Source organism: Paenibacillus sp. FSL R5-0636, from assembly GCF_037974255.1.
GTDB classification, from domain to species: domain Bacteria; phylum Bacillota; class Bacilli; order Paenibacillales; family Paenibacillaceae; genus Paenibacillus_AQ; species Paenibacillus_AQ odorifer.
Genome location: NZ_CP150232.1, coordinates 4,461,082 through 4,487,071, shown reverse-complemented (window position 1 = coordinate 4,487,071; position 25,990 = coordinate 4,461,082). Strand labels below are relative to the sequence as shown.

The following is a 25,990-nucleotide window of genomic DNA, read 5'->3' as shown; positions in this document are numbered from 1 at the left end:
GCATCACGCTGCTGGGGCTTCTTTTTATTAAATGTTAAAGATATTTTGTTTATTTAGGTTTGCGTTCGGAAATATAAGAACCGGTAAGCGTTAAAAAAGTTCCCGTTAGGATTGCCCAGGTGATCTTTTCATTCAGAACAAGGGCAGAAGCTGCCACTGTAATTACAGGCACAATATAGATGTATACACTTGTTTTTACAGCCCCCAGAATCCCTACAGCTTTATTCCAAGTCAAAAAACACAGTGCCGAGGCACCCAGACCTAAGAAAAGCAGGTGAGCTACATTTGAAATCTCTTTGAATCTACTCAGACCTAGCTGGAAATCAAACAGAAACAGAGCAGGCAGCATAAACAGCAGACCATAGAAAAATACTCTGCGGGTAGCCCCTATAGTATGAACCTTAAGTAGGCTTATTTTTCGCATCAACACTGAATATATTGCCCAAACCACAGGTGCCAGCAATGCCAGCAAGTCACCGATGGGGTTCAGCTGCAGAAGAAAACTCCCGTTCAGCCCAATTAATATAATTCCTGCCAAGGCTATCAAAAATCCTATAATAAACTGCCTATGAAATTTCTCTTCTTCTAAAAAGAAATGAGCGATCACCGCCGTGAAAAATGGAGCGATGGAGACAATCACACCTACATTGGATGCAAGGGTATAGATTAGGGCAATATTTTCTATAAGAAAATATAACGTGACCCCACAAAGACCTGCTGAGATAAAGAGTAATTCCTCTTTAAAAGATGTAGTTCGGATTGGACGTGAATAGATCAGTAACAGTACAAAGTACCCAATAAGAAAACGGAAGAACAGAATTTCCACAGGCGTAAAGTCTTTTAACAGTATTTTAGTGGAGATAAAGGTGGTTCCCCAGATTAAAATCGTAAGTAATGCCAGCAGATGTCCTGTGTTAATCTTGCGTTGATTTATCATTTCGTAAGTTCCATTGATGACTTTACTCCCGTTTGCTGAACAAATATACGCATATATTGCTTAGGGGTTAAGCCTATGAGTCTTTTGAAAAAATTTGTGAAATGGCTCTGATCACTGAATCCGGTTAAAGAGGCCACTTCTATTGGCAATATTCCTTGTTCTAAAAGCTTTTTGGCGTGGTTGATGCGAATAGTTTCCAAGTAACGGTAAGGTGATATTCCTTTCTGTCTGGTAAATAAACGCAGCAAGTGATATTTACTTAAGCCGCTCAATTCACTTAGCTGGTTCAGCGTAATGTTCTGCGCATAATGTAACTCTATGTATTCGCAAATGATTTTAATTTCAGAAGTAGGCTCTTGAGCGGGACAGAGGGTTTCTGTCTCCGTGTATTCTCTCAAAAGCTGCTCAAGGAGAAATAGAAACAACTCTTCTTTTTGAAAATCGGATTGATCCTCTAATATCATTTGGTGCAGGTCGTGTAAAGGGCTCGACAGTTCACTTTGGTAGAGAACATTGCGTGTGAACCGCGGTAAGTAGCCTATGCCGGTAATTTCTAGCACATACTCACGCATGACTTCCGGCTGAATATTGATGCAGCGATAGTCAAGCGTTCTCCCGTCTATCTGTTCACAGGCATGTGGATCCGCCGGATTAAAGATGACCACATCTCCGCTGTTAAGAATATGCTCTTCTTGGTTACAGAGCAGATGTCTCTTTCCTTGTTCAATAAAACCTATGACATAATAGTCATGAAAATGGTTGGGAAACTTCTGCAGAATACCTTCGAATCGATACGCCTCAAATTTTAAGTCATGATCGAAAACTACAGTTCGAACTTCACGAGTCATTGCTGCACCTTCTTTTCCAATTATGTATAACCATTATATTGTGAAAATTAGGGGCATTCTTGCATGATGTTGCGATACCACATCTTCTACATGATAGGTTCCTCAGGTGTAATGATCGTTGGAATACTCACAGTAAAAGTTGTTCCTTGCTCCAGAATACTTTCTACAGAGATCGCTCCGCCATGATTATGTATAATATTTTGTGTGATCATATAACCTAAGCCTGTTCCTGTTTCTTTGGTCGTATAAAATGGTTTGCCGAGGGCATTGATCTGTTCCTCTGTCATCCCACAGCCTTCATCCTGCACACTGATTCGGGCTTCTCTGTCATAGGTTTGCACATGAATATAGATGTTTCCCCCATGATTCATTGCTTCCATCGCATTTTTAAGTAAGTTAATAAATACCTGCTTCATCTGATAAGCCTCACCATTAATCCAAATGGATTGATCAGTACAGACAGGGAGGATCTTGAGATTTTTTAGGGCAGCTTGTCCATTCATTAGTGTGGTGACTTGTTCCAGCAAAGACAATAAATCCACTGGTTTACTAATATGAGTGGTTTGGGGTTTAGATAAGACAAGCAGTTCGTTGACGATGAACTCGATGCGTTTCAATTCTGACTCAATAATGGAAATATATTTATCATTCATCCGCTCGGAAGAGCGCAGTAGCTTCATAAAGCCATTAATGGCTGTCAGAGGATTCCGTATTTCATGAGCGATTCCAGCGGCTAACTGTCCTGCTGTAGATAATTTCTCGGACTGTATCAGTCGTTCATCTTCCAATACTTGCTCGGATATATCTTTGAATATGCCAATGTACGCTTCGTTTCCCTCATAAATGATTGGCAATGTAATTCCATCCACATATTTCTGCTGGTTATTTAAACAATTAATCAGGTAGCAGACAGAACCTGTTGTTCTATCAGTGTTGAATTTCTTTCTTCGTTCTGAGAGAATTTCATAATTAGAGTAGTCTACAATATCCATAGTCGATAGACCAAGCACTTGATCTAGGCTTTCTGCATGGATTAATTGTAAACCTGCCGAATTTGCATATAGAACAATCCCTCCCCTAGTGATAAGCACGGGCTGAGGCAGTTCCTCCAGCAGCTGTAGAAAAGAGCTCTCTTTTTCAAGTAGATGGGTCTTCACAACCTGAAGCTGAGTCTCCATCTCCCTGATCAGGGTCTTATTCTCGAATTGAGTAAGATAAAATATGGGTTCACCATTGTCATCCGGAAGGATAGATATGGAGACGTTTAAAGATAACCGGTGTCCGGTTGGATGGAAATAATCTAATTCGAGTCTCTGCGGATCAGTACTCGTAGATGGAAGAGAGCTTCCTAATGAAATGAATTTATGAATCTGATCTAGAAGGGTACGGACGGTTGGAGAGGGTGTCGTTAACTCGTTTTCATCATACCCCAAGAGGTCGCATAATGCTGAATTCAGTTTTAGGAACGTTCCATCAAGCGAAATAAGGGCCATACCCATCACGGCTTGGGTAAAAACAAAGTCAAAACCTTGAAAATCATTTGTCCGCACAGCAGGTTACCTCTCTTCTTTATAGGGGAGTGAGTGTTATCTCAAAATGCAATATATCCAACAGTCATAGTATAAAACATATAACTCAATAAAACATATAAAATTTCTGGGTTATTAGATATTCATACAACAGTTAAATAAAATCAGGTAGAATGGGAAGATACGTTGCATTTTAAGACAAGTGGAGGCGTTGTATCATGTTATCAGTTGTTGGTGAAATTCAAGGAATTAATCGTTACCCGGTCAAGTCATTTGCGGGTGAGAATTTAGAAAGCTGTATGATTGAACCGTATGGAATGCTTGGTGACCGTTTTTGCTCCTTTTACGATGAGTCAAAAGAGGGCTGGCGAAAATATATCACCGCTAGAAATATTCCGAATATGCTTACCTATCAAGCGCAATTTATAGATGGACAAATCCATGTAACGGCATCAGACGGGCGAACCTTTGGATGGGATGATAATCTATTGGAAGAAATCCAAAGCCAAACCAAAACTCCAATCACTATGTCTGGTCTAAAAGCTGCACATCCTCAGCCAGAACATCCGCAGCTCCTATCCGTGGATGGCGCTAGTATTCTACTCATTACGGATGCCAGCTTAAAAAAACTGGAGGCAACCTGGGGGCATTCCTTGGACCCACGGCGTTTTCGCGGGAATTTTGTTATTGCGCTGAATGATGATTCTCTTTTTGAAGGAGATTGGATTGGACGCCGGCTCAACATTGGGGATGCACAGCTACAGGTAGATAGTTTTTGCGAGAGATGTGTTGTGATTACGATGGACCCGGATAGTCTCCAGAAGGACCCAGTACTTTTGAAAAAACTGCATAAAGAGTTTGATTTGCATTTTGGAGTTTATGCTTCAGTAATCAAAACTGGGCAAATTCGAATCGGAGATAAAGTAGAATTAGTAGATTAGATACATGGTCCCAAAATTGCAAACTTCCTTTACATTACTCCATGGATAAATTATCCTTTAAAGGATGACGATTTCATATCGGGAGGTTATGTATGAAGAAGAATTTGGCATCCCTATTAGTTGCATTGCTTCTACTGGTAATGTATGTCCCTACGAGTGCATTAGCAGCAGATAGCGGCAAAGGGCAAACGTATGTGAACACTCAGAAGGTGGCAGCAGAGAAGGCAGCATTCTTAACGGAAAAGCTGGGAACGACTAGTCTCCAATATGCTCTTATTGATGGCGATAATATCGTTGTGAGCGGTCAATCTGGATATAGTCATGTGGAGAGTAAGACAGCACCAAGCGCTACAACGATGTATGGAATTGGCTCAACGAGTAAAATGTATACAACAGCTTCTATTATGAAGCTTGTTGAGCAAGGAAAAGTAGACTTGGACGGTTCAGTCGTATCTTATTTGAATAATTTTACGATGGAAGATCCTCGTTATAAGCAAATCACTGTACGGATGCTGTTGAATCATTCCTCAGGTCTTGCTGGCTCGAACTTATCCAATTCTTTCTTATTTAATGATTCTGATCCTATTGCAAAAGATAGTTTACTAGAAACGTTGTCAACACAACGTCTGAAGGCCGATCCAGGTGCCTACTCAGTATATTGTAATGATGGATTTACGCTGGCTGAGTTGATTGTTGAAAAGGTCAGCGGTACGGACTTTACCACATTCATTCATCAAAATTTCACAGAACCTCTAGGGCTTGAACATACGAAAACGCCTGTAGATTCTGTAGCTTCTTCTCAGCTGGCTAGTGTCTACAATGCTACCTACTCAGCAGCTTTACCCAAAGAAACCATTAACGTGATTGGAACAGGTGGTATCTATTCCACTGCAGAGGACTTGGTGCGCTTTGCAACTATTTTTACGGGCCAATCGACTGGCATTTTGTCAGAAAAGTCTGTGAAAGCGATGGAACAAGAGGAATATAAGCGTGGAATATGGCCTAAGGGAACAGATAATTCGTTAGCTTATGGATTAGGCTGGGACAGTGTGAACTTATATCCATTTAACCAGTACGAAATCAAGGCTTTGACAAAGGGGGGAGATACGGGTCTGTATCATACCTCATTAGTTGTATTGCCCGAACAACGGATGGCAGCAGCAGTAATATCTTCTGGCGGAGCAAGTACAACGGACCAGATGCTTGCCAACGAAATTTTACTCAGTGCCTTACAGGAAAAGGGAGTTATTAAGGAACTGAAAGCTACACCTACCTTTAAAGCTTCGAACAAAGAGGATATGCCGCAAGAATTGGTAAACTATGCGGGTGTCTATGGTGATTCTACGCAACTAATGAAGATAGAAGTTAGTAAAGCTGGGGAATTGAGTATATCTTCGATTATAGCTCCTACAATGCCAGCGCAGAAATTTTCATATAATTCGAACGGTGAATTTTTAGATGCCGAGGGTACAAGTAAAGTTAGCTTTGTGAAGGAGAGCAATGGCCGTATCTATCTTTGGAGTCAAGGGTATGGGGTAATTCCAGGACTTGGTGAAACTGCCGTTATCCAATATGCAGCTGAGAAGCTTGAACCTAATGCCCTATCTCAAGAGGTCACTACTGCTTGGCAGCAGCGTCAAGGGAAATTGTATTTTGATGTCAGCGAGAAGTACAGCTCCCAATATTACATGAGTATGCCGGTAGCTGGAATCGCTATGTTCCCTGACGCACCTGGTTATATGGGCTCGAATAAAATAACTGGGCCTAATAAAGCAGAAATGACCGTGCAAATTCCAACCATCGCTGGACGCGATCTTGCGGATCTTATTTTTGAAGAGAAAAATGGTGTGGAGTATTTAAAGATTGGCAATCAATTGTTTATACATCAAGATGCAGTTAAACCTATTTATGCAGGCCCGCAATCTATGGTAACTATCCAATCAGATGGATACGCTAGATGGTATGGAGTTCCTGAAACGGCAACAGGTAAGATAATGACAGTAGAGCTGCCAACCAAGAGTTCCTTTGCCGTCTATGATGAGAATGGTGTATGTGTGAATTACTTTACCATTAGCGGTCTTAAGCAAGTCAAACTTCCTAGCAACGGCAAAATTGTATTTGTAGGTGATGTCGGTGCGAAGTTTGAAGTGACCCTCAAGGCGCAATAAACGTATATAAAAAAAGAATCCTGTTATCAAGATTTTCGTCTTGGTAACAGGATTTTTTATTTGAAATTTTGTGAGAATTCTTTTATTTTATCTACCAATATCCCTTTGAGCTGATCAGTACCTTCCTTTGGAGCCTTATAGGCCTTATAACCTCCAAAAGATTCAATACAAATCGCAGCTTCTTTCAGATCATCAGGGAAATTTTTCTCTATTAATTCTTCGGTTTTCTTGGGTTTCTCGTTGCAAATGTAGTAGCCCATCTTCTTAGTCAGTAACTCATCTTTATTTTTTTTGATAAAGTCACGAATGGCTTTATATATTTTTTCATCTCTTACTCCTGCCCCTAAAATAATGCTATCAAATGCCTCGATATTTGGCTTCTCTAATTCTATATTGCAAATTTTGCTCTGAGGTAGCTCTTCTGATAATACTTTTGCACATTGTTCTGTTGCTCCAGATTTTGTAGCGTATAGAATAAGTACTGCCATTGTGTTCCCTCTTTTCAGTTAAGATTAATCGCGTTCCCGCATTGTAAAAAATCTTGTAAATCAATTATCTTGATTATCAAGATATAATATATTTTATCGAATATACTGATCATTTGTCAAGCCAACGGCAAGCTCCTGAGTGTTAATTAGATATCCTTATTATGGTATCATGGGAATAATATTAATCTAATGCTAACAATATCTTTAATGAAATATACAAAAAAAGAGGAGTGAACGTAAATTGGGGATCATCGTAATGCTAATCATCTATTTGTTGCTTGGAATATTTGTGATTAAAGTAGGCATCGATAACTCTAGAAGTACGCAACTATCAAAAGAAATATTAAATGAGTTAAAAGAAATCAAAGAACTAATGATCAGAAATAAATACGAATGAATTCTATATAAGGGTGGAGGTGAACGAAAGTGAAAATTGGACTTATACTTATAATCCTTGCTTTTTCTAACCTATTTCTAAGGATATGGATTGTTGGCCCGGACAAAGAAAAACTTCCTGAAGACGGTTATGAGCTTAATATAAAAGGGAAGCTTATACTTGCACTTGTGGGATTAATTACGGGGATTGTGATAATAATTGCCGATGGCCCAGAGGGTACGGTTATAAAATGGTTTTGGATTGTAGTTATAGTAGTAGCAATAGGGTTTCAGTCGTTCATCGACTGGAAATTTCTAAAACATACGAAACAGCACATAGTTTCACTTATTCTGTTAGTCCTGGGTGTGGTATTAGTTTATTTTATATTCTGATCTAGTTTCATTCGTACCGGCTTCGGACCCAGATGACGTTATTTGCAAAATAATCGCCTTTTGGGCAGCGTTTCGGACTCCAGTGCAGCTATTCGTTAGAAAGTGACTTATATTAGGTGTTTTTTATGCCAATAGTGGCCATGGAGTCCGATGGAATTCTTAAAGTGGAAATATACTGCTGTTAGTGTCAATGGAGTCCGTTAGTGACTTTGTAACTGCTGATGGCATCGAATCATACGAAGAAAAGAGGTGTTTCGGCAGCCAGCATATGGCTTGTTGGGCACCTCCTTTTTGGGTTCACATTATACTTCTGCTTTCGTAGCCACGAGAGGACAGAATCCAGGGTTCGTTATACATAATTCTTGAGCGAATTCCGGTTGGAGCTTGGAGAGCTCGGCGAAATAGCTGCTGATTACGTGATTACCACTTGCAGATCCATTTTGGAAAGACAGTGAGTTAAAAGTATGGACATGATTGTAATAATACTTTTTTTCCCGTTTGGGGAGCTTATAGACATGCGGAGGTGCGTAGGTTACAACATCAAAAAGATTGGCATACCGGTAACTCTTCTGCACATATTGTTTGAAAATATTAACGAAGTCCGGATCGCCTACCCGTGGGGAACCATAAGTATAGAGGTTAGGTGAGGTGTAAGAGGTATTTGCCGCAATATCTAAGGTACATAAGGTGGCGAGCGCTGCACCGAGGCTGTGGCCCGTAATGTATAAGGTCTTGTCGGGAGATAGCTTGGAGAGCGTAGAGAAGATGCCATCCCGAGCTGAAGAATAAATGTTGGTGAAGCCACGATGGGTGAGAGAGTCTTCTTTAAGATATTTGAACCGTTCCTGTGAAGCGAGGACGTTGGATATCCAATTGGTCGTCGTACTGGTTCCCCGAAAGGCAATAATAATCTCTTGTGGAGACTCCAAAATAAAGCCGAAACGTTCCCATACATTATTGAAGGATTGTGCTTCAATGGGATGACATAGCTGATAATCTAATGGAATGACGAAAACTCCATCTATATTTGAAAATTGTGTATAGGTCTGCCCGCAGACTGCAGCTAGAAAGATCGCCCTTTGCCCTTGCTCATTCCTCTTACTCACGTGCATCCCGCCTTTCTTTCCTACACTATATTAGGGGGATGAAGGAGTGATTCCTAAGAAAAAGGATTCCCTGAAACTTCTCTCTGAGTTACTATATATAAATAACTCCAACAGGAGAGAGAAGGGGGAAATGCATACATGAGCAACTTATTGGAAATTTTACACAAGGAAGTCGTACCGGCAGAAGGCTGTACGGAGCCGATTGCAGTTGCGTATGCCGTCTCCTTGGCGGCAGAGCTTCTCGAGGAAGAAATTACGGGGATTCAGCTGCATCTCAGCGGTAATATTATCAAAAATGCAATGGGAGTGGGCATTCCCGGGACAGGCCAGACAGGCCTGCCCATCGCAGCAGCCCTTGGAGCGGTGGTCGGCCGTTCTCACAAGGAACTGGAAATTCTGTCAGGTCTGACACAGGCTGAGTTGAAGATGGCAAATGACCTGCTGGATAGAAAGCTGCTAAAAGTGGAGATAAAGGACACTCCTGAGAAATTATATATTGAAGCCCAGTTGTTTACGCAGAACCATACGGCGACTGCCATTATTGCCAGAGAGCACACCCATATAGAATATTTGGCTCTGGACGGGGAGAAAATAACACCCCGGAATTCAAAAGCCGACTGTGGCAAGCCTGGTCTTTCCGACACGGAAGAGTATGCGGGCTCAGTTGATCAGATATTCGAGTTTATCTGTTCCGCTCCTTTTTCAGAGCTTAGCTTTCTCTTGGAAGGAGCGCGGATGAACAAAGCGATCTCTGATGAGGGATTGCGAGGTGATTATGGCTTGCAAGTAGGCAAGAAAATGAATCAGCAATCTGCGGTGAATCTGTTCGGCAATGATGTAGCGAACAGAATTATCGCGGCTACCGCAGCGGCTTCAGATGCTCGAATGGATGGCAGTGCAATGCCTGTGATGACAACTGCGGGCAGTGGTAATCAAGGCATCGCCTGTACGCTTCCCGTTATAGCTCTGGCGGAATTGCTGGGCAAAGATGAAGAAATGCTAGCTCGGGCGCTTGCACTGAGCAATCTGGTCACTGTGCACATCAAACATTATATCGGGCGTTTGTCCCCATTATGTGGTTCAGGGATTGCAGGGGGAGTAGGAGCAAATAGCGGGATCATTTATCTCATGGGCGGCAGTCTTGAGCAGATCAAGCATGGGATACAGAATACGATTGCTTCTTTGTCAGGTATGATCTGTGACGGTGCGAATTCTACCTGTGCGCTGAAGATTTCCACCTCCACCAATACGGCGATCCAGGCAGCCACACTAGCTATGAACAACATTGCTCCTACAACCAAGGATGGTGTGATTTTCGAAGAGGTGGAAGATACCATCCGCAACATGGAGCGTTTGGTTCAGGAAGGGCTGGCGGATACTGACAAGACCATTCTCAATATTATGCTCTCCAAAGGCGGAGCGAATTAGCTTCCAAATAAGTTGAAAACAAGATAGAACATCATAATTAAGACCGCCCGGTTTCCTGCATAAAATGGCAGGAAGCCGGGCGGTCTTTGTAACACTTCGGCAAAACATAGATCTGCGAGAAGATTTGCATTAAATTTTAACATAACTTATTCTGAGTTAATAAAGGCATAGAGACTGAGGGTATAAAAAGGAGATAATATGACAGAGAAAATAGATATAGGCTGGAATTTTGCGAATAGTTATATTCATCTGCCGGAATCAATGTTTACAAGAATTAAGCCAACGCCTGTGCGTAAACCGGAACTGATTATTTTTAATGAACCATTGGCTGCTACTCTAGGGCTGAATAGCACAGCACTACAGAGCAAGGAGGGTCTTGGAATTCTTGCCGGCAACGAAGTTCCTGAAGGTACCGTGTCGCTTGCGCAAGCTTATGCTGGACATCAATTCGGACATTTTACCATGTTAGGAGACGGTCGAGCAGTGCTGCTGGGCGAACAGATCACCCCTCAAGGTGATCGTGTAGATATTCAGTTGAAGGGTGCGGGAAGAACCCCATACTCTCGTGGTGGCGATGGCCGGGCAGCGCTTGGACCGATGTTACGCGAATATATCATCAGTGAAGCTATGCATGGACTCGGGATTCCTACGACTCGCAGCTTGGCGGTGGTAGCTACAGGGGAGTCGCTAATCCGGGAAACGGAACAGCCGGGGGCGGTTTTGACTCGGATCGCGGCGAGTCATTTGCGTGTTGGAACTTTCCAATATGCTGCTGCATGGGGGACTGTGGAGGATCTGCGTATTCTGGCTGATTACACATTGCAAAGACATTATCCAGAAGCTCCTGTGGAAGATAATCCATATCTTGTTCTGCTTCGGGAAGTAATGGAACGTCAAGCAGCGCTAATTGCCAAATGGCAGCTTGTAGGTTTTATTCACGGAGTGATGAATACCGATAATATGGCCCTTAGCGGAGAAACGATTGATTATGGTCCATGTGCCTTCATGGATGTGTACAATCCTGAGACAGTATTTAGTTCCATAGACCAGCAAGGTCGTTATGCCTACCACAATCAACCCGGGATTGGCGCATGGAATCTCGCCAGATTTGCCGAGACTCTCTTGCCATTGCTGGCTGACGATCAGGCACAGGCGATTAAGCTGGCTGAGGAGGCAATTTCAGATTTTTCGGAGCGGTCCTATCAATATTGGCTAACGGGAATGAGAGCGAAGCTGGGAATCTTTAACGAAGAGTTAGAGGATGTTGCTCTGATTGATACCCTCCTTGAACTGATGCAAAAATATCGGTCTGACTACACTAATACATTTCGGTCTTTAACTTTAGGCGTAATGGAAGATGCTGATCTGTTTGGCACTCCTGAATTTAAGCAATGGAATGAGCTGTGGCAGGCGCGCCTTAGCAGGCAGCAGGAATCACAATCCTCTTCACAGGAGCTGATGCGTACCAGTAATCCTGCGATTATTCCGCGGAATCATCGTGTGGAAGAAGCGCTTGAGGCGGCGGTAGAGCGGAAAGATTACGATGTGATGGAGAGGTTACTTCAAGCATTGTCTAACCCATACGCCTACTCCCCTGAACAAGAGGAATACTCGGCACTTCCTGAGGAATCCGCATGTCCATATCGTACATTCTGCGGTACTTAAATTGCTTATAATCTATCTGGAAAATGGGGGAAGGAAGAATGTTTCATGCTTATGATGTTCTAGCCAACCAGTTGCTGGCCAATGCAAATGATCCGAGTTGGTATGTGCCCTTTGAAGTGGCGGTTAAAGACTTAAGTGAAGAAGAAGCTTTTTGGAAGGTAACGGAAGAAAGCAATAGTATTGCTGAGATTGTGCAGCATCTGCTTTACTGGAATGAAACTTGGCAAACAAGGTATAAAGAAGCCAGTGTTCATGCGGTTCCTTCAGTGGATAATAATAATACCTTTGTCGTTGCAGAAGAGAAAACGTTCGAAGCGTTGCAAAAACAACTTTTAGAGGTTCTTTTACATTGGCAGGAATTGATTAAGAAAGAACAATTGGAAGCTGATGTTCAAGGATTCCCAGACAGTAAATGGTGGGAAGTACTCGGAAATGTAACAACCCATAATGCTTATCATGTGGGCCAGATTGTTTTTATTCGAAAAATACAAAAAAGCTGGAACCGCAATGTGAAGTGACATTGTGAAGTAAATCCTAAAAAAGAAATTTAAAAAGGCGTTAGCGGATGCACATTCACCCGGCTCTCGTCTTTTTTTACGTATTAACACTTACATATGCTTAATCATATACTCATAAACGCTTGTAAATACTTATTAAATGACTTATGATGACTTTAGGAGGTGGATTACCTTATGTATCAAGAGGAACGATTATTAAAAATACTCGAATATTTGAAACAACACCAAGCAATGAGTGTTCAAGATATCTGTACGCAATTTGAAGTCTCAAGAGATACTGCCCGACGGGATATTGTTAGGTTAGTACAAGAGGGCGTCGTTGTTCGGACGCATGGCGGTCTAGCGTTACCTGAATTGCAAAAAGAATTATTATCTTACCAGGATCGTTTGATCGATGAATCCGAGAGTAAGCAGAGAATAGGGAAGATCGGAGCCGCGCTTATCCAAGATCGTGAGACTGTGATTTTAGACGTATCGACCACTGTACAGTTTGTTGCTGAACAAATTAGTGCACAGGATATTACGGTTGTCACGCATTCAATAGATAATGTAGGGATTTTATCCCATCGTGAGGATCTGCAAATTTATGTACTTGGTGGTTACTTGAATGTGAAAAACCGCTTGTTATATGGTTCTTCCATTATCGATAAACTTAGTGAAATTCGTGCGGATAAAGCCTTTATTGGAGCGTCGGCGATCTGTGCTGATGGGCTCTATTATCCTTATGAAGAAGATGCGCGGGTAAAAAGAGAAATGGCTCGAAGATCTGATCAAGTGATTTTAGTAGCCGATCACACCAAATTTAATGCCAAATCCTTTTATCGGCTAGACTTTGACTTCATTGATATTTTAATTACAAATCGAGAGCTTCCAATCGAGATCAGAGAAGTTCTAGATCAGAAGAACATCACAGTTATTGAGTGTCAAGATGAAGCTGAAGAGGTTCGAAATCAAGAGTGATAACGAAATGGAGGAGAACGTTTATGACTTATATTTTGCAAAATGTACAAGTAGTGCTTCAGAATAGTATAGTTTCAGCGGCCAATGTATGGATTTCTGAAGGAAAAGTGATGAGGATAGACTCAGGAGATACCTCTATCCCAGAGGGTGAGTATGAACGGATTGATGGCGGAGGGCATTTGTTAGTGCCCGGAATGATAGATGTGCATATTCATGGTGCTAACGGGTTTGATATGATGGACGGTACTGAAGAGAGTATTCAAGAAGTATCGAAGGCTTGCGCAGCATCTGGTTGCACCTCATTTCTGGCTACCTCTGTGAGTTCTACGATGGAAGATCTTTTAGAGATGATTCGTAGTGTCAAACGTGTAATTGGGCATGAAGTGGGAGCAAAGATCGCAGGCATTCACTTAGAGGGACCTTATCTAAACCCCAAGAGAAAAGGAATGCAAAATGAAAAGTATCTGCGGCATCCTAACTTAGAGGAAATGAAGCTCATTTTCCAAGAAGCTGGATCACTCATTAAAATGGTTACGATTGCTCCTGAGCTGCCGGGAGGCATGGAGCTTCTTTCCTTTTTGAAGGAACGGGGAGTGGTGATAGCAATTGCTCATTCGGATGCCACATATGAGGAATCCAAACAAGCTTTTGCCGCTGGGGCAAGTCATGTTACGCATTGTTTTAATGGCATGCGGCCGATCCATCATCGAGATCCGGGGATTGTGGTTGCCGCTTTCGAAGAGAAACATGTAAGCCTGCAAGCTATTGTGGATAATGTCCATCTGCATCCTGCAATTATCCGATTGATGCATACCATGAAAGGACCAGAAGGAATGGTCTTGATCACAGATGCGTTACAAGCAATGGGGTTAGGGGATGGGAACTATATATTTGGAGGACATCAGGTTACGGTATCTGGGGGCATAGCGCGATTGGAAGATGGCACGCTGGCCTCCAGTACAGTTACCATGAATGAAGCCTTACGTTATACTGTCGAAACTGGAATTTCGCTGACAGATGCCGTACAAATGGCTTCAACTACACCTGCTAATATTCTTGAACTTCAACAAAAGGGGACGATAATCACTGGCTTAGATGCTGACCTGGTCCTCATGGATGATGAATTTAAAGTGCTCTGGACAATGGTAGGAGGGCAAATCTTACAGCTGTGACCGATATTCATGTGCGGTTATTCCGAACACGCTCTTAAAATGCCTGTTCAGATGAGTTAGATCCACAAATCCGCAATCTACAACAGCTGCATAGATATCCTTGGTTCTCTCAATGGACTGCTTGGCACGCTCTACCTTGCAATTTAAGAAAAATTGATAGGGCGATATTCCTGTATGTGTCTTAAACTCGCGAATAAACTGATATTTGGACAGACCAAATTCTGTGCAGAGATCGTCCAGCTTCAGCACATGGTCTAAACTGCAGTACATCATTTCCTTTGCTTTTTTGAGAAATTTATTATTCGTTCTACGATCGGTAACTATTTCAGTATTAGATACTAAATGAAGCAGAGTGAATAACAGTTCACTGCACAAAGACTCCTCTTTGCCATTCTGGATGGCATGGTTTAGGGCTAATATGCACTGCGCCAATTTGTCATCGTATAAGATAGGAGTGGCGAAGCGGAGTTCTTTTTTATCTAGTATCTCTCGCATTAGGGTTGGCTTAATATAAAGCATGACATAATCAATGCCACCTTTATCATACGCATTGCCATCATGCGTTTGTTCTGGATTAAACAACATTACGCCATTTTTATGAGAGGATTGCAAACTACCGTCAAGATTATATTGCTGAATGCCACGAAGGGTCACACCGAGTGCATATTCCTCATGGCAATGTTTTTTATAGGTGAAATCAGTAAGGCTGGCGGATAAGGACAGGATCTCTGCTGACTTTTTATAGTTAAATCTCTCCACGTTCTTAACCTCCGCGACTTTATAGGATTCCCGATATCATAATGGCTGAGTATACTAAAAACAGTGCCATCACGGTATTTAGAACTTTTTGATGATTTTTCATAAATGTTCTGAAGATTGTCCCAAAAACAACCCATGTCGTAAATGCAAAAAATCCGATCACAGTTATAATTATAACAAACATAAACAAGGCAAGCGAAGAGGTATAGAATGGCATTACGTAGTTGGGAATGACCGTTAGTGTAAATACTAGCACTTTAGGATTCACAAGCTGCATAAGCACGCCTGACCGGAAATTGGCATTGGGGTCAGGCTGGTCTTCCATTGAACCCATTTTAAAGATTTTATAAGCAAGGTAGAGCATATATAAACTCCCAATGACTTGCATAATGATCAGGATATTTGGGATGATTTCTACTAGAACACGGTTCAGCAGAGTAGAAATGATAAGTAATAAGCCAAAAGCCAGCGTGGATCCGTATACATACCCCATTGATTTTTTAGCCCCGGAATGTTGCACGGAAGAAAGAATAACAATATTGGTAGGACCGGGTGTAAATGTAGCGACAACGCAATAGATCAGAAAGGACAATATATTCATGATGACCTCCAGTAAAGTAGTTCTATGAATATAAACCTTTCAGTCTGAATGCTGATAGTATATTATTGCAGGATTTTTAAGAATTCCGGCCGGGAATAGAAGAGGTGTACGAATCAATGAATAAGAGTAATCAAATGGCCATAAGCACACTTTCTCCAGCTGATTTTGAATCCACATGCTCTGTTTTTGAAATTTCAATCCCAGATGCTTTTGAAAAAGAAGGGCTTGATCATTTACAAGACGATATCCAAAGTGAAATAGATCATAAAAAGCAAATGGTGATGACTTCACTGGATACTACGACTGGGGAGCCTTACTTCCTTCTTGCAAAAATAGAAGAGCAGGTGGTCGGTACGATTTCCTTTGGAGCTTGTGGCGAAGATATTCAAACCTGCACGGATCATCAGTTAGATGAAATAGGGGAATTGGGCAGTCTATACATTATGCCAAGTTATCAGGGTCAAGGTGTAGGTTCAGCCTTAATTAAGGAAATGATGATATTTCTAAAAAAGCAAGGGGTAGAGCGGTTTTGTCTGGACAGCGGTTATAAACGTGCACAAGTCAGGTTGCAACGTAAATTTGGGAAACCTTATAGAGTAGTGGAAGACTATTGGGGACCTGATTCCGTCCATATGGTTTGGTTGTGTAATGTGAGTGATCATTTAAGCTAGAGATATATTTTTCATAAAAATAACAGCCCCTTTGCTGCGCGCAGAGGGATTTTTTGTTTTGTTGGATAAAACGGGTGTAATGTCGTTTGACAGATGATCTTTTGCCGGGTAATATGAATCTTAGATTTAGTAAATTAGTAATTTAGTAAATGAGTAAATTAGTAAATCATAAAATGGAGAGTGACTAATCATGAAAATTCCAACAACTCTAAAACATAAACCTGTAATCGTGTCAGAAAATTACGAGCAGGTTGATGGCCGCTACGCCGGGGACACAGATGCAAAAGGTCTGTCCCTAGGATTAGCACAATGGAACGATAGAGGAAAAGTCGACATCTCAGCAAAGGTATGGAGACATACAGGGGACAAATGGTCGAGACAGTCCGAAGAGCTGCCAATGCACAGAGTGCTTGACCTGGCAATTTTGATTTGCAGAAGTAGTTTGTATTTTCAAGAGGCCTATCGTTTTCCGAAAATGTATGATCCCGAGAGCCCTATGATTGATCGTGTTGGGCTGCAAGGAGATGCAATGAGTGTATCTGTCTGTGCAGACAATCCCATGATTGATAATGATATTAAGCTGTTCGCCCAGGCCCTTAGTGATGATGGTGAAATGATTGGAGAACGACTTTCGGTATTGTCCCGTTTATTAAAAGAAATGGGGTACTGAAATTTAGTAGAATTGTTTGTGGAAGGAGAATCATGAATCATAATGGACAAAAGCAAACGTAAAGAACTTCAGGAACAATATAAGCAGCTCAAGACTTACATGGGTGCTATTCAAATTACAAACAAAATAAGCGGAAAAATATTCGTTGACAGTTATCCCAACCTGAAGAATAAATGGATGACTATACAGATGCAATTAGATATGGGCAGATTTGCGAATGCAGAGCTGCAAAAGGACTGGAAGGAACTTGGAGCAGAAGCTTTCAGCTATGAGGTATTAGAGCAGAAGGAGTCAGAAGACTTAACCGACGTGCGCTGGGAGCTTAAACTATTGAAAAAGAAGTGGTTCGAGAAATTGCAACCCTTTGATGACAAAGGATATAATAAGCCACTTACCCATTAAGCCAAGTATAAAGAAACCTTTAGCTTTCATAGCAAGGGTTTCTTTTTTTTTGATCGTATTTCACTCCGGATTTTATGTGTCGTAATATTATATATGTTTTGTCGCATTTTCCTACTAAAAAAGCTGTTTATTATGTGTTATTTTTATAGCAGATGTCAGAATAACATATATACGGGAGGCACAAGTAAATGACCATTAGAATTGGTAAGCTCAGCTATTGGCATGTGCATGCATGGGATTATACCAAGCAAGCTCAGGAGCATGAAGATACCGTATTAGCTGCAGTTTGGGACGAAAACGTAGAGCGTGGGAACAAAGCTGCGGAAAGCTTGAATATTCCTTTTTTTGAATCACTGGATGATCTGCTTGCGCAAGAGGATATAGATGCCGTTATCGTGGATGCACCAACGAATATGCATAGAGACGTAATCATGGCTGCGGCCAAAGCGGGTAAACATATTTTCACAGAAAAAGTTATTGCCCCAACGTTAAAAGAAGTTAACGCAATCATCGCAGAAGTTAACGAGAACAAAGTGAAGCTAACGGTCTCCTTGCCTCGTTTAAATGACGGCTATACATTAACTATTCAAGAGATTCTAAGTCAGGAACTGCTCGGCAAGATTACTTACGTTAGAGTTCGCTTATCCCATAACGGAGCAACGGAAAGCTGGCTTCCTGATCATTTCTTTAGCTTGGAGCAATGTGGAGGCGGAGCTTTGATTGATCTGGGCTGTCATCCCATGTATTTGGCGAAGCTTTTCTTAGATCAAGATGTGACTGGGGTAAGTGCTAATTTTGGTTATGTAACCGGTAAAGAAGTGGAAGATAATGCCTTAGTGACACTATTTACGGATTCAGGAGCGATTGGTGTGGTGGAGGCTGGTTTCGTGAATAGTCATTCGCCGTTTACTATCGAGGTGCATGGAACTGAAGGAACGCTGCTTTACGGAACACCAGAGAATAAGCTTCTTCTTAGAACGAACAAATCCACAGATAAAGAAGAAGGCTGGAAAGAAGTAGCCCTGCAATGCAATCGTGAAAGCGCCTTCCATCAATGGGTTGATCATATTCAAAATAATACACTTGCCACTCAAAATGTTGAAATGGCAGTTGAGCTTACCAGATTAATGGAGGCGGCGAACCGTTCGGCTAAAGAAGGCTGTGTAATTCCGATTGGGAGGACTTAACGTTGAGCAGCTTTCCCTATGAGATGATGTTTGAGAAGCAGGACATGCTTGAAAGATTGGATATCACGATTTTATGGGGACATTACGAGATTACAGTGTTTAGATTTCATTTGACATCTTTTCCACCGGGCAGAGTAGTCGAGTTCCATAATCATTCTGAATTTGAATTTCATTTCATTCCGCGCGGGAAGGGAGAAGTCATTCTTGGGGATCAAAAATATCCTCTTTCAGAAGGAATGTTCTATCTAACCGGACCAGGTGTTATGCATCGTCAAGAGGCAGATGCTGATGAATCCATGGAAGAGCTATGTCTGCATGTTGACATCAAGAAGAGGATCAGGGATGATGCTGATCTTTGGGAGGTTGCGGAAGCTGAGACCTGTGTGGAGAAGCTGAAGTGTTTACCTTTGGTCCCAGCACAAGACTATCACGGGGCTATGAAGTGTTTTCGAGAAGCGTACGAAGCATGCGATGGGAAGTTGACCGGATATTATACTTCAATTAAGCATCTTGTGATCAGTATTTTACTAAAGGCCGTTAGAGCGTATGATTCAGGCGGGATCCGCACGGAGGCGCCGGTTAGAGATATGCTGACTTACCGGTATCAATACGCAATGCAATATATGGAAGCGAATTATTCAGGAACGGTTACCTTAGAAAATGTTGCGGAAAAGCTAAATATTAGTTCAAGGCAGCTGCAGCGGGTGTTTAAGCAAGTAAATGCAGAACAATCATTCAGTAGGGCGCTTGAGGATATTCGATTGCAAGCGGTCTGCCGCAAGCTTGAAGAAAGCAATTATCCGATAGAACAAATCGCACAATCGGAAGGGTTTACCAATGCTACCTATTTGCATATTGTCTTCCGCAAGCGGTTAGGCATGACACCGGCAACTTATCGAAACAGCAAACAAATCCATTAGAGGTGAGGGTGAAGGATATGAGTAAGGTTTTTCGTGTAGGGATTATTGGATGTGGTGGTATTGCGAATGGCAAACATCTTCCAAGCTTGAGCAGACAAAGTAAGGTTGAGATCGTGGCTTTTTGTGACATTATTAAAGAACGTGCTGAAGAAGCAGCGGAGAAATACGGAAATAATAAAGCTACTGTCTATACGGATTACACTGAACTATTAAAAGATCAATCCATTGATATTATTCATGTGCTTACGCCTAATGATGTCCATGCGGAAATATCAATCGCTGCACTAGAAGCCGGAAAACATGTGATGTGTGAAAAACCAATGGCTAAGACGGCGGTAGATGCCAAACGAATGGTTGAAGCAGCGAAACGTACAGGCAAGAAGCTGACCATTGGATATGACAACCGGTACAGAGAGGACAGCTTATATTTGAAAAAAGCCTGTGAGTCCGGAGAGCTTGGTCATATTTATTTTGCGAAGGCACATGCCATCAGACGAAGAGCCGTACCGACCTGGGGAGTATTTCTTGATGAAGAGAAACAAGGAGGCGGTCCGCTTATCGATATCGGAACTCATGCGCTGGACCTAACCCTTTGGATGATGGATAACTATAAACCAAAAGTTGTGCTGGGCACTAAATATCATGAACTTTCACAAAAAGAAGAAGCCGCCAACGCCTGGGGACCGTGGGACCCTATAAAGTTCACCGTAGAGGATTCAGCCTTTGGAATGGTCGTAATGGAGAATGGTGCAACAATCATGCTGGAAGCGAGTTGGGCTCTGAATTCACTAGACGTACATGAAGCGAAATGCAGCTTAAGTGGGACGGAAGCAGGTGCAGATATGAAGGACGGACTTAGAATTAACGGAGAGAAATTCAGCAAGCTGTACACCAATAAAATTGAGCTTGGGGCAGGCGGTGTTGCCTATTATGAAGGAAAAGCTGAAAGTGCTCCGGATATAGAATTAAGAAAGTGGATTGAAGCGATTGAACAGGATAAAGACCCGGTTGTAACTCCTGAACAGGCTTTTGTCGTTTCGCAAATATTGGAAGCTATTTATGAATCGGCGCAGACCGGCAAGGCTGTGTATCTGGATTAGATTTTTGACAACTATAGCGATTTAGAGTAATATCCACTTGTGATTTAATTATAGGGATCCGAGACAAGACTCTCTCTTTACCGGGAGAGTTTTTTTGTTTTTTTACTTGTTTAGACTCTGGGTAATAGGGGTGGAAATCGTGGATACTGTTGATCGCAATCATGTGCTTATTGTGGAAGATGACGATAATATTAGACGTTTTATATCTATAAATTTAACGAATAATGGGTTTGTGGTTAGTGAAGCTGCTTGTGGAGAAGAAGCATTGCAGAGCTTTGAGGTGAGCCGTCCAGATGTTATGGTTCTGGATATCATGTTGCCTGATTCTAATGGGTTCGAAATATGCCGAAAGCTAAGAGAGAAAGACGCTGGGGTCATCATCATTTTCTTAACCGCACGTGGACAGGATTTGGACAAAATCAATGGCCTTGAAATGGGTGCTGACGATTACATTGTTAAACCTTTTAATCCATTAGAATTGGTAGCACGTATTAAAGCTATTTTGCGCCGTACAGAATCCGCTCTAAAGCCGCAAAGAACTATACTTCAAGCTGGACCGATCCGGCTGGATTTGAACGCGAACAAGATGTTTAAGCAGGATGACAGCATTGAATTAACTCCGAAGGAATTTCAGTTGATGAAAACCTTTCTGGAGCATCCGGATACAGCACTCTCTAGAAATGAATTAATGAATCTTGTCTGGGGAGAGGATTATATTGGAGATCCCAAAACGGTGGATGTTCATGTGCGTAAGTTAAGAGAGAAAATTGAGGTTGATGCTTCTAATCCGCATTGGCTTGAGACGGTATGGGGGCTCGGTTACCGCTTTAGAAAGGATGGTTGAAGAATGGGGATTCAGAAAAGATTAGTAGGAAGCTATTTTATACTCATTTGTCTTACTGTGCTCATTCTTGAAATCATTCTTAATGTATCTGTGCGATATTATTATTTTCATAACATAGAGGAAACCTTGATGAATCAAGCAGAGCTATCGGCTTCTTTTTTTCAGCAATACTTTGGGGACCAGGATCTGGAGGAACAATCGGATAGGTTACTGAAGGGTTTTGCGAGTCATTCTGATGCACAGGTGCAGATTATTAATGTTGAAGGCTGGCTGTTGCAGGACTCAAATGGACTTCAAGGCGATCTAACTATGACTGAGTACATAGATGTACAAGCAGCAATAAAAGGGCAGCCCGGCAGTTGGAAAGGTGCGGACCCTAACACAGAGGAAGCAATTTACGCGGTATCTTATCCCTTGCAGGCTAATGGAAACATCGTGGGGGGAGTCAGATTTATCACGTCCTTAACGGAAACTATACATACAGTTAAACATATTACGGTTTTACTGATCGGGGTGGGGATAATCGTTATTGGCATTGTCACCTTACTTGGATTATTGCTGTCTTGGACCATAACCAGATCAATTAAAGATCTGAAGCAGGCAGCAGACCAGATGACCGAAGGAGATTTCAGCATCAGAGTGCATAAGCGCTATCAAGATGAGCTTGGTTCATTGGCGGATACGTTAAATATGATGGCAAGCCGAATCTCCAAGAGTGAACAGCTTAAGAATGATTTTATTGCTTCCGTATCCCATGAACTGCGAACACCCTTGACCTCGATCAAAGGTTGGGCAATTACCTTAAAGGCGAGTGAGGTGAGTAATCAACCTCTGTTTTATGATGGGCTTGATATTATTGAATCCGAAAGTGACAGGTTAACTCATATGGTGGATGAATTGTTGGATTTCTCTAAGTTGGATAACGGAAGAATCGCCGTTCACTTCACATCAGTGGATCTAACAGAACTGCTGCAGCATATCGGCAGACAACTTACCCCTAGAGCGACCCGACAAGGCATCTCACTAGAAGTGAAAATAGAAGAACATCTGCCAGTAATTCAAGCTGACGAGAATCGTTTGAAGCAAGTCATGATTAATCTCATTGATAATTCAATCAAATTTACTGGTTCATCAGATCGGATTTTAATCAGCGCCCAAACGGTTCCAGGGAAAGTCGTGATTTCTGTAGAGGATACAGGCTCAGGTATCGCAGAGACGGATTTAGAGAATGTGCGGCAAAAATTTTACAAAGGGGATCAACAGGCTTCGGGCAGCGGCTTGGGATTATCCATCTCGGAACAGATCATTAAATTGCATCATGGAGAGCTGCGAATAAGCAGCACTTTAGGCAAAGGAACGATTGTCCAATTTGACTTACCGATAGAATAAGAATTCAAATTTAACTATTTCATAACCACTTTCATCTCTTTCACAGATAAAATACTATATATGCGGACAAGCGAGGAGTCGATGATCCAAATGCCGGGCAAATTCATAAAAATTGGTACCCTGTTTACAACTTTATTTTTGCTCGGAGGATGCGGAGTCCCGGCAACACCCGGAGAGCTGATTAAACCTCCATCATCAGAAGCAAGCCTGCAGCGAGACAAAACGAGCCAGGAATTTATTAAGTGGCTTCCAGACAAAGCTCAATTGATAACTCCGATGAAGGGACAAGAGGATAATGCCATCTCTTTTGGCGATATGGATGGAGACGGAATTGACGAAGCTGTGGTTGTGTATGAGTACAGTAAAAACAAAGGATATACTATAAAAGCAATGTTGTTGAGGCAGGAAAATGAAGCTTGGCAGAAGATTTCCGAGGTTGAGGGGTTTGGGTATGGTCTAGATTATGCCGGATTCTTTGATGTTGATGAAGATGGCCATAAGGAGCTCGCGCTGGGCTGGTCATTGGGTGAGGCTGGGAATGGTCTGGATATCTATACGCTAAGTGAAGATAAACTGAAGCTGTTATCGAAGAAAGCGTATCAGGGCAAATTTGATCTGAGGTAATCATTCAATTTAATCATCCGTAGCGCTTCAATGTGAAAAAAAGAAGTAAAAGTGCTCAGCACAACAAGAAAACTACAGAAATTAAATAGAGGTTGTTTTATGCTCATCTCTACCAAAATTGCAAAGCTGGACAGATCCGTACTTTTTCTCACCACCTGCTTAGTTGGCGTGGGTACTGTTGCTATTTATGAAGCGACTACGGATACGCGGTTAGACGGTCTTTACATAAGTTATTTGTATTTATTTGCTTTATTTTGCCTACCCATGTTATTCATTGCTTTGGTAGATTATAAGATTCTATTAGGCAGGTTAGCGTATCTCTTTTATGGCGTGGGCATAGGTTTACTCGTACTAGTCAAGCTGGTTGGAGAAAACCTCAATGGTGCCGTGCGTTGGTTAAGCATTGGGAGCTTTCAGCTTCAGCCCTCCGAGTTGGCTAAAATATGTACGGTGCTGCTCATTGCTCATCTATTAGGTACACGAGAGGGCCAGCAGCTGCGGTTTTTTCAAGATTTAGTACCGGTTTGTTTCGTTTTTTTAATTCCTTTTATTTTAATAATGGATCAGCCCGATTTGGGTACAGCGCTCGTTTTTGCTGGCATATTACTTAGTATGCTGTGGATTGGTAACATCCGTGCTCTATATATGATTCTGATCCTTGGTGTTGTGATTATTTCGATCGGCACGATACTATGGCTGTATTATGCCAACTTCGACTTGTTATCCAAGATTGTCGAACCCCATCAATTGTCACGAATCCAAGCTTTTTTGGACCCGCAAAGCGATCCTGATAAATCTTGGCATGTAAAAAACGCAATGATAGCCATTGGCTCCGGAGGATTATCGGGCAGTGAAGGTATTTTTTTGCGAAAAGGATATATTCCATATGCGTATTCCGATTCGATCTATGTAGTCATCGGGGGGAAATACGGTTTTATAGGTTCATCCGTGCTGCTGATGCTTTATTTACTGCTCGTGTACCGAATGATCTTTATTGCGCTGGATAGTAGGGACCGTGCGGGTACCTATATTGTCACCGGGTTTATCGCCATGTTCATCTTTCAAGTTTCCGTTAATCTTGGGATGCATATTGGGTTGCTGCCCCTGACGGGGATTTCATTGCCTTTTATTAGTTATGGAGGCAGCTCATTGCTAACTAATATGATTGCGATTGGCATGGTGTTAAGTGTTAAAGTTCATAAGGATGAAAGCACTGATTGAATTAGCTATTGGAACTGAGTGGAGGAAATTATGTCTAACAAACGCAAGTGGACAACAACCCGTAAAATTCTGACGAGCATTGGTCTTGTCTTAGGCGCAGCTATTATAGGGATTGGAGTATATGCAGGGTATTTATATAAAAAGACGGATGATGCGATACAGCGTATGGCAGCTCCAGTCACCATCCAGCCCACAGCTGCTCCAGAGGAAAAAAAGGAGACGGTATCGGTTGAACCTATGATTTTTCTGCTAGCCGGGGTAGATAGTCGGGATGGCGGTGGTGGAGTAATGAATACCGATGTTCTGATGCTTGTCAGCTTCAATCCGGACACGAAGTCGACGAGTTTCTTATCTTTACCACGGGATTTGTTGCTAAAACCTAAATCGTTGCCTTCCCGCAAAGCCAATTATTATTATGCTTATCATTACATAAAAGACAAAACAGAGGCTATTCCAAATACAAAAGAGTTCTTCAGCAATTTGCTCGGTCTGCCGATTGAGCACATGGTTGTGGTGAATTTTGATGTGTTGCAGAAGACCGTGGATTTGCTTGGCGGACTGACTATAGATGTCGATATGGATATGAAATATACCGATACGGCAGATGGTACACACATCGATTTAAAGAAAGGCTTGCAGAAGCTGGATGGCAAACAAGTTCTTGATTTTGTACGGTACCGTAAATCGAATCAAGGAACGGCTGAATCCTCCGATTTCCAGCGCAATGATCGGCAGCAGCAAGTAATCAAGCAGATTCTGGATAAGCTAGGTAATTTCCAAGGCGTGTCCCAATGGGGAAATGTATTGGATATCATTGGTGAAAATGTGAAGACGGATATTCCTCAAGCAGATCTGCAGCAGTGGTTATTCAACTTCCCTAAACTTAAACCAGAGCATATTAATTCCTTACATGTGGAATCTCTTTGGAAAAGTCCGTATGTCTATGTGAATAAAGAGGATCTAAAACAAGCACTTACTACTCTGAGTACGGAAGCAGGCGTCAGCTCCGAAAGCTCATTACACTTGGAGAATGTTGGGACGGTGGATTAACATCAAAAAACTGCTCTTAGGAGC

At 42.0% G+C, this 25,990-nt stretch carries 26 protein-coding genes; 19 read left to right on the top strand and 7 right to left on the bottom strand.

What is annotated here, in order from left to right; genetic code table 11:
• Positions 1 to 49: 49 nt before the first annotated feature.
• The 3 genes from MKX34_RS20425 to MKX34_RS20415 form a co-directional block, all read right to left on the bottom strand.
• Positions 50 to 934 (bottom strand): DMT family transporter, encoded by an 885-nt coding sequence (locus MKX34_RS20425; protein ID WP_256717696.1) that lies wholly within the window; start codon positions 932 to 934, stop codon positions 50 to 52.
• Positions 934 to 1,785 (bottom strand): AraC family transcriptional regulator, encoded by an 852-nt coding sequence (locus tag MKX34_RS20420; protein WP_076297659.1) that lies wholly within the window; start codon positions 1,783 to 1,785, stop codon positions 934 to 936. Before MKX34_RS20420 ends, MKX34_RS20425 begins: the two co-directional genes overlap by 1 nt.
• Before the next feature lie 86 nt (positions 1,786 to 1,871).
• Positions 1,872 to 3,335: an ATP-binding protein gene (locus tag MKX34_RS20415; RefSeq protein WP_254924513.1), complete on the bottom strand. Its 1,464-nt coding sequence runs from the start codon at positions 3,333 to 3,335 to the stop codon at positions 1,872 to 1,874.
• A gap of 197 nt (positions 3,336 to 3,532) precedes the next feature.
• Here MKX34_RS20415 and MKX34_RS20410 point away from each other — a divergent pair, with 197 nt between their 5' ends.
• Together MKX34_RS20410 and MKX34_RS20405 are read left to right on the top strand one after the other, a co-directional pair.
• Positions 3,533 to 4,255, top strand: coding sequence for an MOSC domain-containing protein (locus MKX34_RS20410; RefSeq protein ID WP_076100238.1), 723 nt, complete (start codon positions 3,533 to 3,535; stop codon positions 4,253 to 4,255).
• Positions 4,256 to 4,347: 92 nt separating this feature from the next.
• Positions 4,348 to 6,423: a serine hydrolase domain-containing protein gene (locus MKX34_RS20405; protein ID WP_036688865.1), complete on the top strand. Its 2,076-nt coding sequence runs from the start codon at positions 4,348 to 4,350 to the stop codon at positions 6,421 to 6,423.
• 56 nt (positions 6,424 to 6,479) lie between these two features.
• Here MKX34_RS20405 and MKX34_RS20400 read toward each other — a convergent pair whose 3' ends face one another.
• Entirely contained in the window at positions 6,480 to 6,911 is a 432-nt protein-coding gene (locus MKX34_RS20400) for a flavodoxin domain-containing protein (RefSeq protein ID WP_076100240.1), read from the bottom strand.
• Between the two features lie 426 nt (positions 6,912 to 7,337).
• Between MKX34_RS20400 and MKX34_RS20395 the strand changes: the two genes are divergently transcribed.
• On the top strand, positions 7,338 to 7,679 hold the full coding sequence (locus tag MKX34_RS20395) for a DUF4181 domain-containing protein (protein ID WP_036688860.1): 342 nt from the start codon (positions 7,338 to 7,340) through the stop codon (positions 7,677 to 7,679).
• A 302-nt stretch (positions 7,680 to 7,981) separates the two neighbouring features.
• Here the strand turns inward: MKX34_RS20395 and MKX34_RS20390 are convergent, their stop codons facing one another.
• Positions 7,982 to 8,791 (bottom strand): lipase family protein, encoded by an 810-nt coding sequence (locus tag MKX34_RS20390; RefSeq protein WP_076100244.1) that lies wholly within the window; start codon positions 8,789 to 8,791, stop codon positions 7,982 to 7,984.
• Between the two features lie 132 nt (positions 8,792 to 8,923).
• Here MKX34_RS20390 and MKX34_RS20385 point away from each other — a divergent pair, with 132 nt between their 5' ends.
• The 5 genes from MKX34_RS20385 to nagA all read left to right on the top strand — a co-directional run bounded on the left by MKX34_RS20385 (position 8,924) and on the right by nagA (position 14,528).
• Positions 8,924 to 10,213, top strand: a complete 1,290-nt coding sequence (locus tag MKX34_RS20385; RefSeq protein WP_076100246.1) for an L-serine ammonia-lyase, iron-sulfur-dependent, subunit alpha — start codon at positions 8,924 to 8,926, stop codon at positions 10,211 to 10,213.
• Positions 10,214 to 10,411: 198 nt separating this feature from the next.
• A complete protein-coding gene (locus tag MKX34_RS20380; protein WP_076100248.1) occupies positions 10,412 to 11,878 on the top strand; it encodes a YdiU family protein in 1,467 nt (488 codons plus the stop codon).
• A gap of 38 nt (positions 11,879 to 11,916) precedes the next feature.
• Positions 11,917 to 12,396 carry a DinB family protein gene (locus MKX34_RS20375; protein ID WP_036688853.1) on the top strand — a complete coding sequence of 160 codons (480 nt, stop codon included), beginning with the start codon at positions 11,917 to 11,919 and terminating at the stop codon, positions 12,394 to 12,396.
• 174 nt (positions 12,397 to 12,570) lie between these two features.
• Positions 12,571 to 13,356, top strand: coding sequence for a DeoR/GlpR family DNA-binding transcription regulator (locus MKX34_RS20370; RefSeq protein ID WP_038572168.1), 786 nt, complete (start codon positions 12,571 to 12,573; stop codon positions 13,354 to 13,356).
• A 23-nt stretch (positions 13,357 to 13,379) separates the two neighbouring features.
• Positions 13,380 to 14,528 carry an N-acetylglucosamine-6-phosphate deacetylase gene (gene nagA, locus MKX34_RS20365; RefSeq protein ID WP_036688848.1) on the top strand — a complete coding sequence of 383 codons (1,149 nt, stop codon included), beginning with the start codon at positions 13,380 to 13,382 and terminating at the stop codon, positions 14,526 to 14,528.
• Here the strand turns inward: nagA and MKX34_RS20360 are convergent.
• The gene (locus MKX34_RS20360; protein ID WP_036688847.1) at positions 14,517 to 15,287 is read right to left on the bottom strand and encodes an AraC family transcriptional regulator; all 771 of its coding nucleotides are present in this window, start codon (positions 15,285 to 15,287) and stop codon (positions 14,517 to 14,519) included. The genes nagA and MKX34_RS20360 overlap by 12 nt on opposite strands.
• A gap of 19 nt (positions 15,288 to 15,306) precedes the next feature.
• Complete coding sequence (locus tag MKX34_RS20355) at positions 15,307 to 15,888, bottom strand: LysE family transporter (RefSeq protein ID WP_036688845.1); 582 nt, start codon at positions 15,886 to 15,888, stop codon at positions 15,307 to 15,309.
• 116 nt (positions 15,889 to 16,004) lie between these two features.
• On the opposite strand from MKX34_RS20355, the gene MKX34_RS20350 reads away from it, so the two are divergent.
• The 11 genes from MKX34_RS20350 to MKX34_RS20300 all read left to right on the top strand — a co-directional run bounded on the left by MKX34_RS20350 (position 16,005) and on the right by MKX34_RS20300 (position 25,966).
• Positions 16,005 to 16,559, top strand: a complete 555-nt coding sequence (locus tag MKX34_RS20350; protein WP_081384083.1) for a GNAT family N-acetyltransferase — start codon at positions 16,005 to 16,007, stop codon at positions 16,557 to 16,559.
• A gap of 190 nt (positions 16,560 to 16,749) precedes the next feature.
• Positions 16,750 to 17,229, top strand: a complete 480-nt coding sequence (locus tag MKX34_RS20345; protein WP_036688841.1) for a DUF6530 family protein — start codon at positions 16,750 to 16,752, stop codon at positions 17,227 to 17,229.
• Between the two features lie 42 nt (positions 17,230 to 17,271).
• Positions 17,272 to 17,631: a GIY-YIG nuclease family protein gene (locus MKX34_RS20340; protein WP_036688839.1), complete on the top strand. Its 360-nt coding sequence runs from the start codon at positions 17,272 to 17,274 to the stop codon at positions 17,629 to 17,631.
• A 188-nt stretch (positions 17,632 to 17,819) separates the two neighbouring features.
• Positions 17,820 to 18,818 (top strand): Gfo/Idh/MocA family oxidoreductase, encoded by a 999-nt coding sequence (locus MKX34_RS20335; RefSeq protein ID WP_036688837.1) that lies wholly within the window; start codon positions 17,820 to 17,822, stop codon positions 18,816 to 18,818.
• 2 nt (positions 18,819 to 18,820) lie between these two features.
• Positions 18,821 to 19,738, top strand: a complete 918-nt coding sequence (locus MKX34_RS20330; protein ID WP_235219571.1) for an AraC family transcriptional regulator — start codon at positions 18,821 to 18,823, stop codon at positions 19,736 to 19,738.
• Positions 19,739 to 19,755: 17 nt separating this feature from the next.
• Entirely contained in the window at positions 19,756 to 20,838 is a 1,083-nt protein-coding gene (locus MKX34_RS20325) for a Gfo/Idh/MocA family oxidoreductase (RefSeq protein ID WP_036688834.1), read from the top strand.
• A gap of 139 nt (positions 20,839 to 20,977) precedes the next feature.
• Positions 20,978 to 21,682: a response regulator transcription factor gene (locus tag MKX34_RS20320; RefSeq protein ID WP_036689130.1), complete on the top strand. Its 705-nt coding sequence runs from the start codon at positions 20,978 to 20,980 to the stop codon at positions 21,680 to 21,682.
• Positions 21,683 to 21,685: 3 nt separating this feature from the next.
• Positions 21,686 to 23,071, top strand: a complete 1,386-nt coding sequence (locus tag MKX34_RS20315) for a HAMP domain-containing sensor histidine kinase (protein ID WP_036688832.1) — start codon at positions 21,686 to 21,688, stop codon at positions 23,069 to 23,071.
• Between the two features lie 90 nt (positions 23,072 to 23,161).
• On the top strand, positions 23,162 to 23,695 hold the full coding sequence (locus MKX34_RS20310; RefSeq protein WP_036688830.1) for a hypothetical protein: 534 nt from the start codon (positions 23,162 to 23,164) through the stop codon (positions 23,693 to 23,695).
• A gap of 99 nt (positions 23,696 to 23,794) precedes the next feature.
• Positions 23,795 to 24,916 (top strand): FtsW/RodA/SpoVE family cell cycle protein, encoded by a 1,122-nt coding sequence (locus MKX34_RS20305; protein ID WP_036688828.1) that lies wholly within the window; start codon positions 23,795 to 23,797, stop codon positions 24,914 to 24,916.
• A 30-nt stretch (positions 24,917 to 24,946) separates the two neighbouring features.
• Complete coding sequence (locus MKX34_RS20300) at positions 24,947 to 25,966, top strand: LCP family protein (protein ID WP_036688825.1); 1,020 nt, start codon at positions 24,947 to 24,949, stop codon at positions 25,964 to 25,966.
• Positions 25,967 to 25,990 lie beyond the last annotated feature (24 nt).

What these genes read in the sequence shown, in the direction of transcription:
- MKX34_RS20420 (WP_076297659.1), bottom strand. Translation starts at nt 1,785, where the DNA reads ATGACTCGTGAAGTTCGAACTGTAGTTTTCGATCATGACTTAAAATTT.
- MKX34_RS20410 (WP_076100238.1), top strand. Translation starts at nt 3,533, where the DNA reads ATGTTATCAGTTGTTGGTGAAATTCAAGGAATTAATCGTTACCCGGTC.
- MKX34_RS20405 (WP_036688865.1), top strand. Translation starts at nt 4,348, where the DNA reads ATGAAGAAGAATTTGGCATCCCTATTAGTTGCATTGCTTCTACTGGTA.
- MKX34_RS20400 (WP_076100240.1), bottom strand. Translation starts at nt 6,911, where the DNA reads ATGGCAGTACTTATTCTATACGCTACAAAATCTGGAGCAACAGAACAA.
- MKX34_RS20390 (WP_076100244.1), bottom strand. Translation starts at nt 8,791, where the DNA reads ATGCACGTGAGTAAGAGGAATGAGCAAGGGCAAAGGGCGATCTTTCTA.
- MKX34_RS20385 (WP_076100246.1), top strand. Translation starts at nt 8,924, where the DNA reads ATGAGCAACTTATTGGAAATTTTACACAAGGAAGTCGTACCGGCAGAA.
- MKX34_RS20380 (WP_076100248.1), top strand. Translation starts at nt 10,412, where the DNA reads ATGACAGAGAAAATAGATATAGGCTGGAATTTTGCGAATAGTTATATT.
- MKX34_RS20375 (WP_036688853.1), top strand. Translation starts at nt 11,917, where the DNA reads ATGTTTCATGCTTATGATGTTCTAGCCAACCAGTTGCTGGCCAATGCA.
- MKX34_RS20370 (WP_038572168.1), top strand. Translation starts at nt 12,571, where the DNA reads ATGTATCAAGAGGAACGATTATTAAAAATACTCGAATATTTGAAACAA.
- nagA (WP_036688848.1), top strand. Translation starts at nt 13,380, where the DNA reads ATGACTTATATTTTGCAAAATGTACAAGTAGTGCTTCAGAATAGTATA.
- MKX34_RS20355 (WP_036688845.1), bottom strand. Translation starts at nt 15,888, where the DNA reads ATGAATATATTGTCCTTTCTGATCTATTGCGTTGTCGCTACATTTACA.
- MKX34_RS20350 (WP_081384083.1), top strand. Translation starts at nt 16,005, where the DNA reads ATGAATAAGAGTAATCAAATGGCCATAAGCACACTTTCTCCAGCTGAT.
- MKX34_RS20345 (WP_036688841.1), top strand. Translation starts at nt 16,750, where the DNA reads ATGAAAATTCCAACAACTCTAAAACATAAACCTGTAATCGTGTCAGAA.
- MKX34_RS20340 (WP_036688839.1), top strand. Translation starts at nt 17,272, where the DNA reads ATGGACAAAAGCAAACGTAAAGAACTTCAGGAACAATATAAGCAGCTC.
- MKX34_RS20335 (WP_036688837.1), top strand. Translation starts at nt 17,820, where the DNA reads ATGACCATTAGAATTGGTAAGCTCAGCTATTGGCATGTGCATGCATGG.
- MKX34_RS20325 (WP_036688834.1), top strand. Translation starts at nt 19,756, where the DNA reads ATGAGTAAGGTTTTTCGTGTAGGGATTATTGGATGTGGTGGTATTGCG.
- MKX34_RS20315 (WP_036688832.1), top strand. Translation starts at nt 21,686, where the DNA reads ATGGGGATTCAGAAAAGATTAGTAGGAAGCTATTTTATACTCATTTGT.
- MKX34_RS20310 (WP_036688830.1), top strand. Translation starts at nt 23,162, where the DNA reads ATGCCGGGCAAATTCATAAAAATTGGTACCCTGTTTACAACTTTATTT.
- MKX34_RS20305 (WP_036688828.1), top strand. Translation starts at nt 23,795, where the DNA reads ATGCTCATCTCTACCAAAATTGCAAAGCTGGACAGATCCGTACTTTTT.
- MKX34_RS20300 (WP_036688825.1), top strand. Translation starts at nt 24,947, where the DNA reads ATGTCTAACAAACGCAAGTGGACAACAACCCGTAAAATTCTGACGAGC.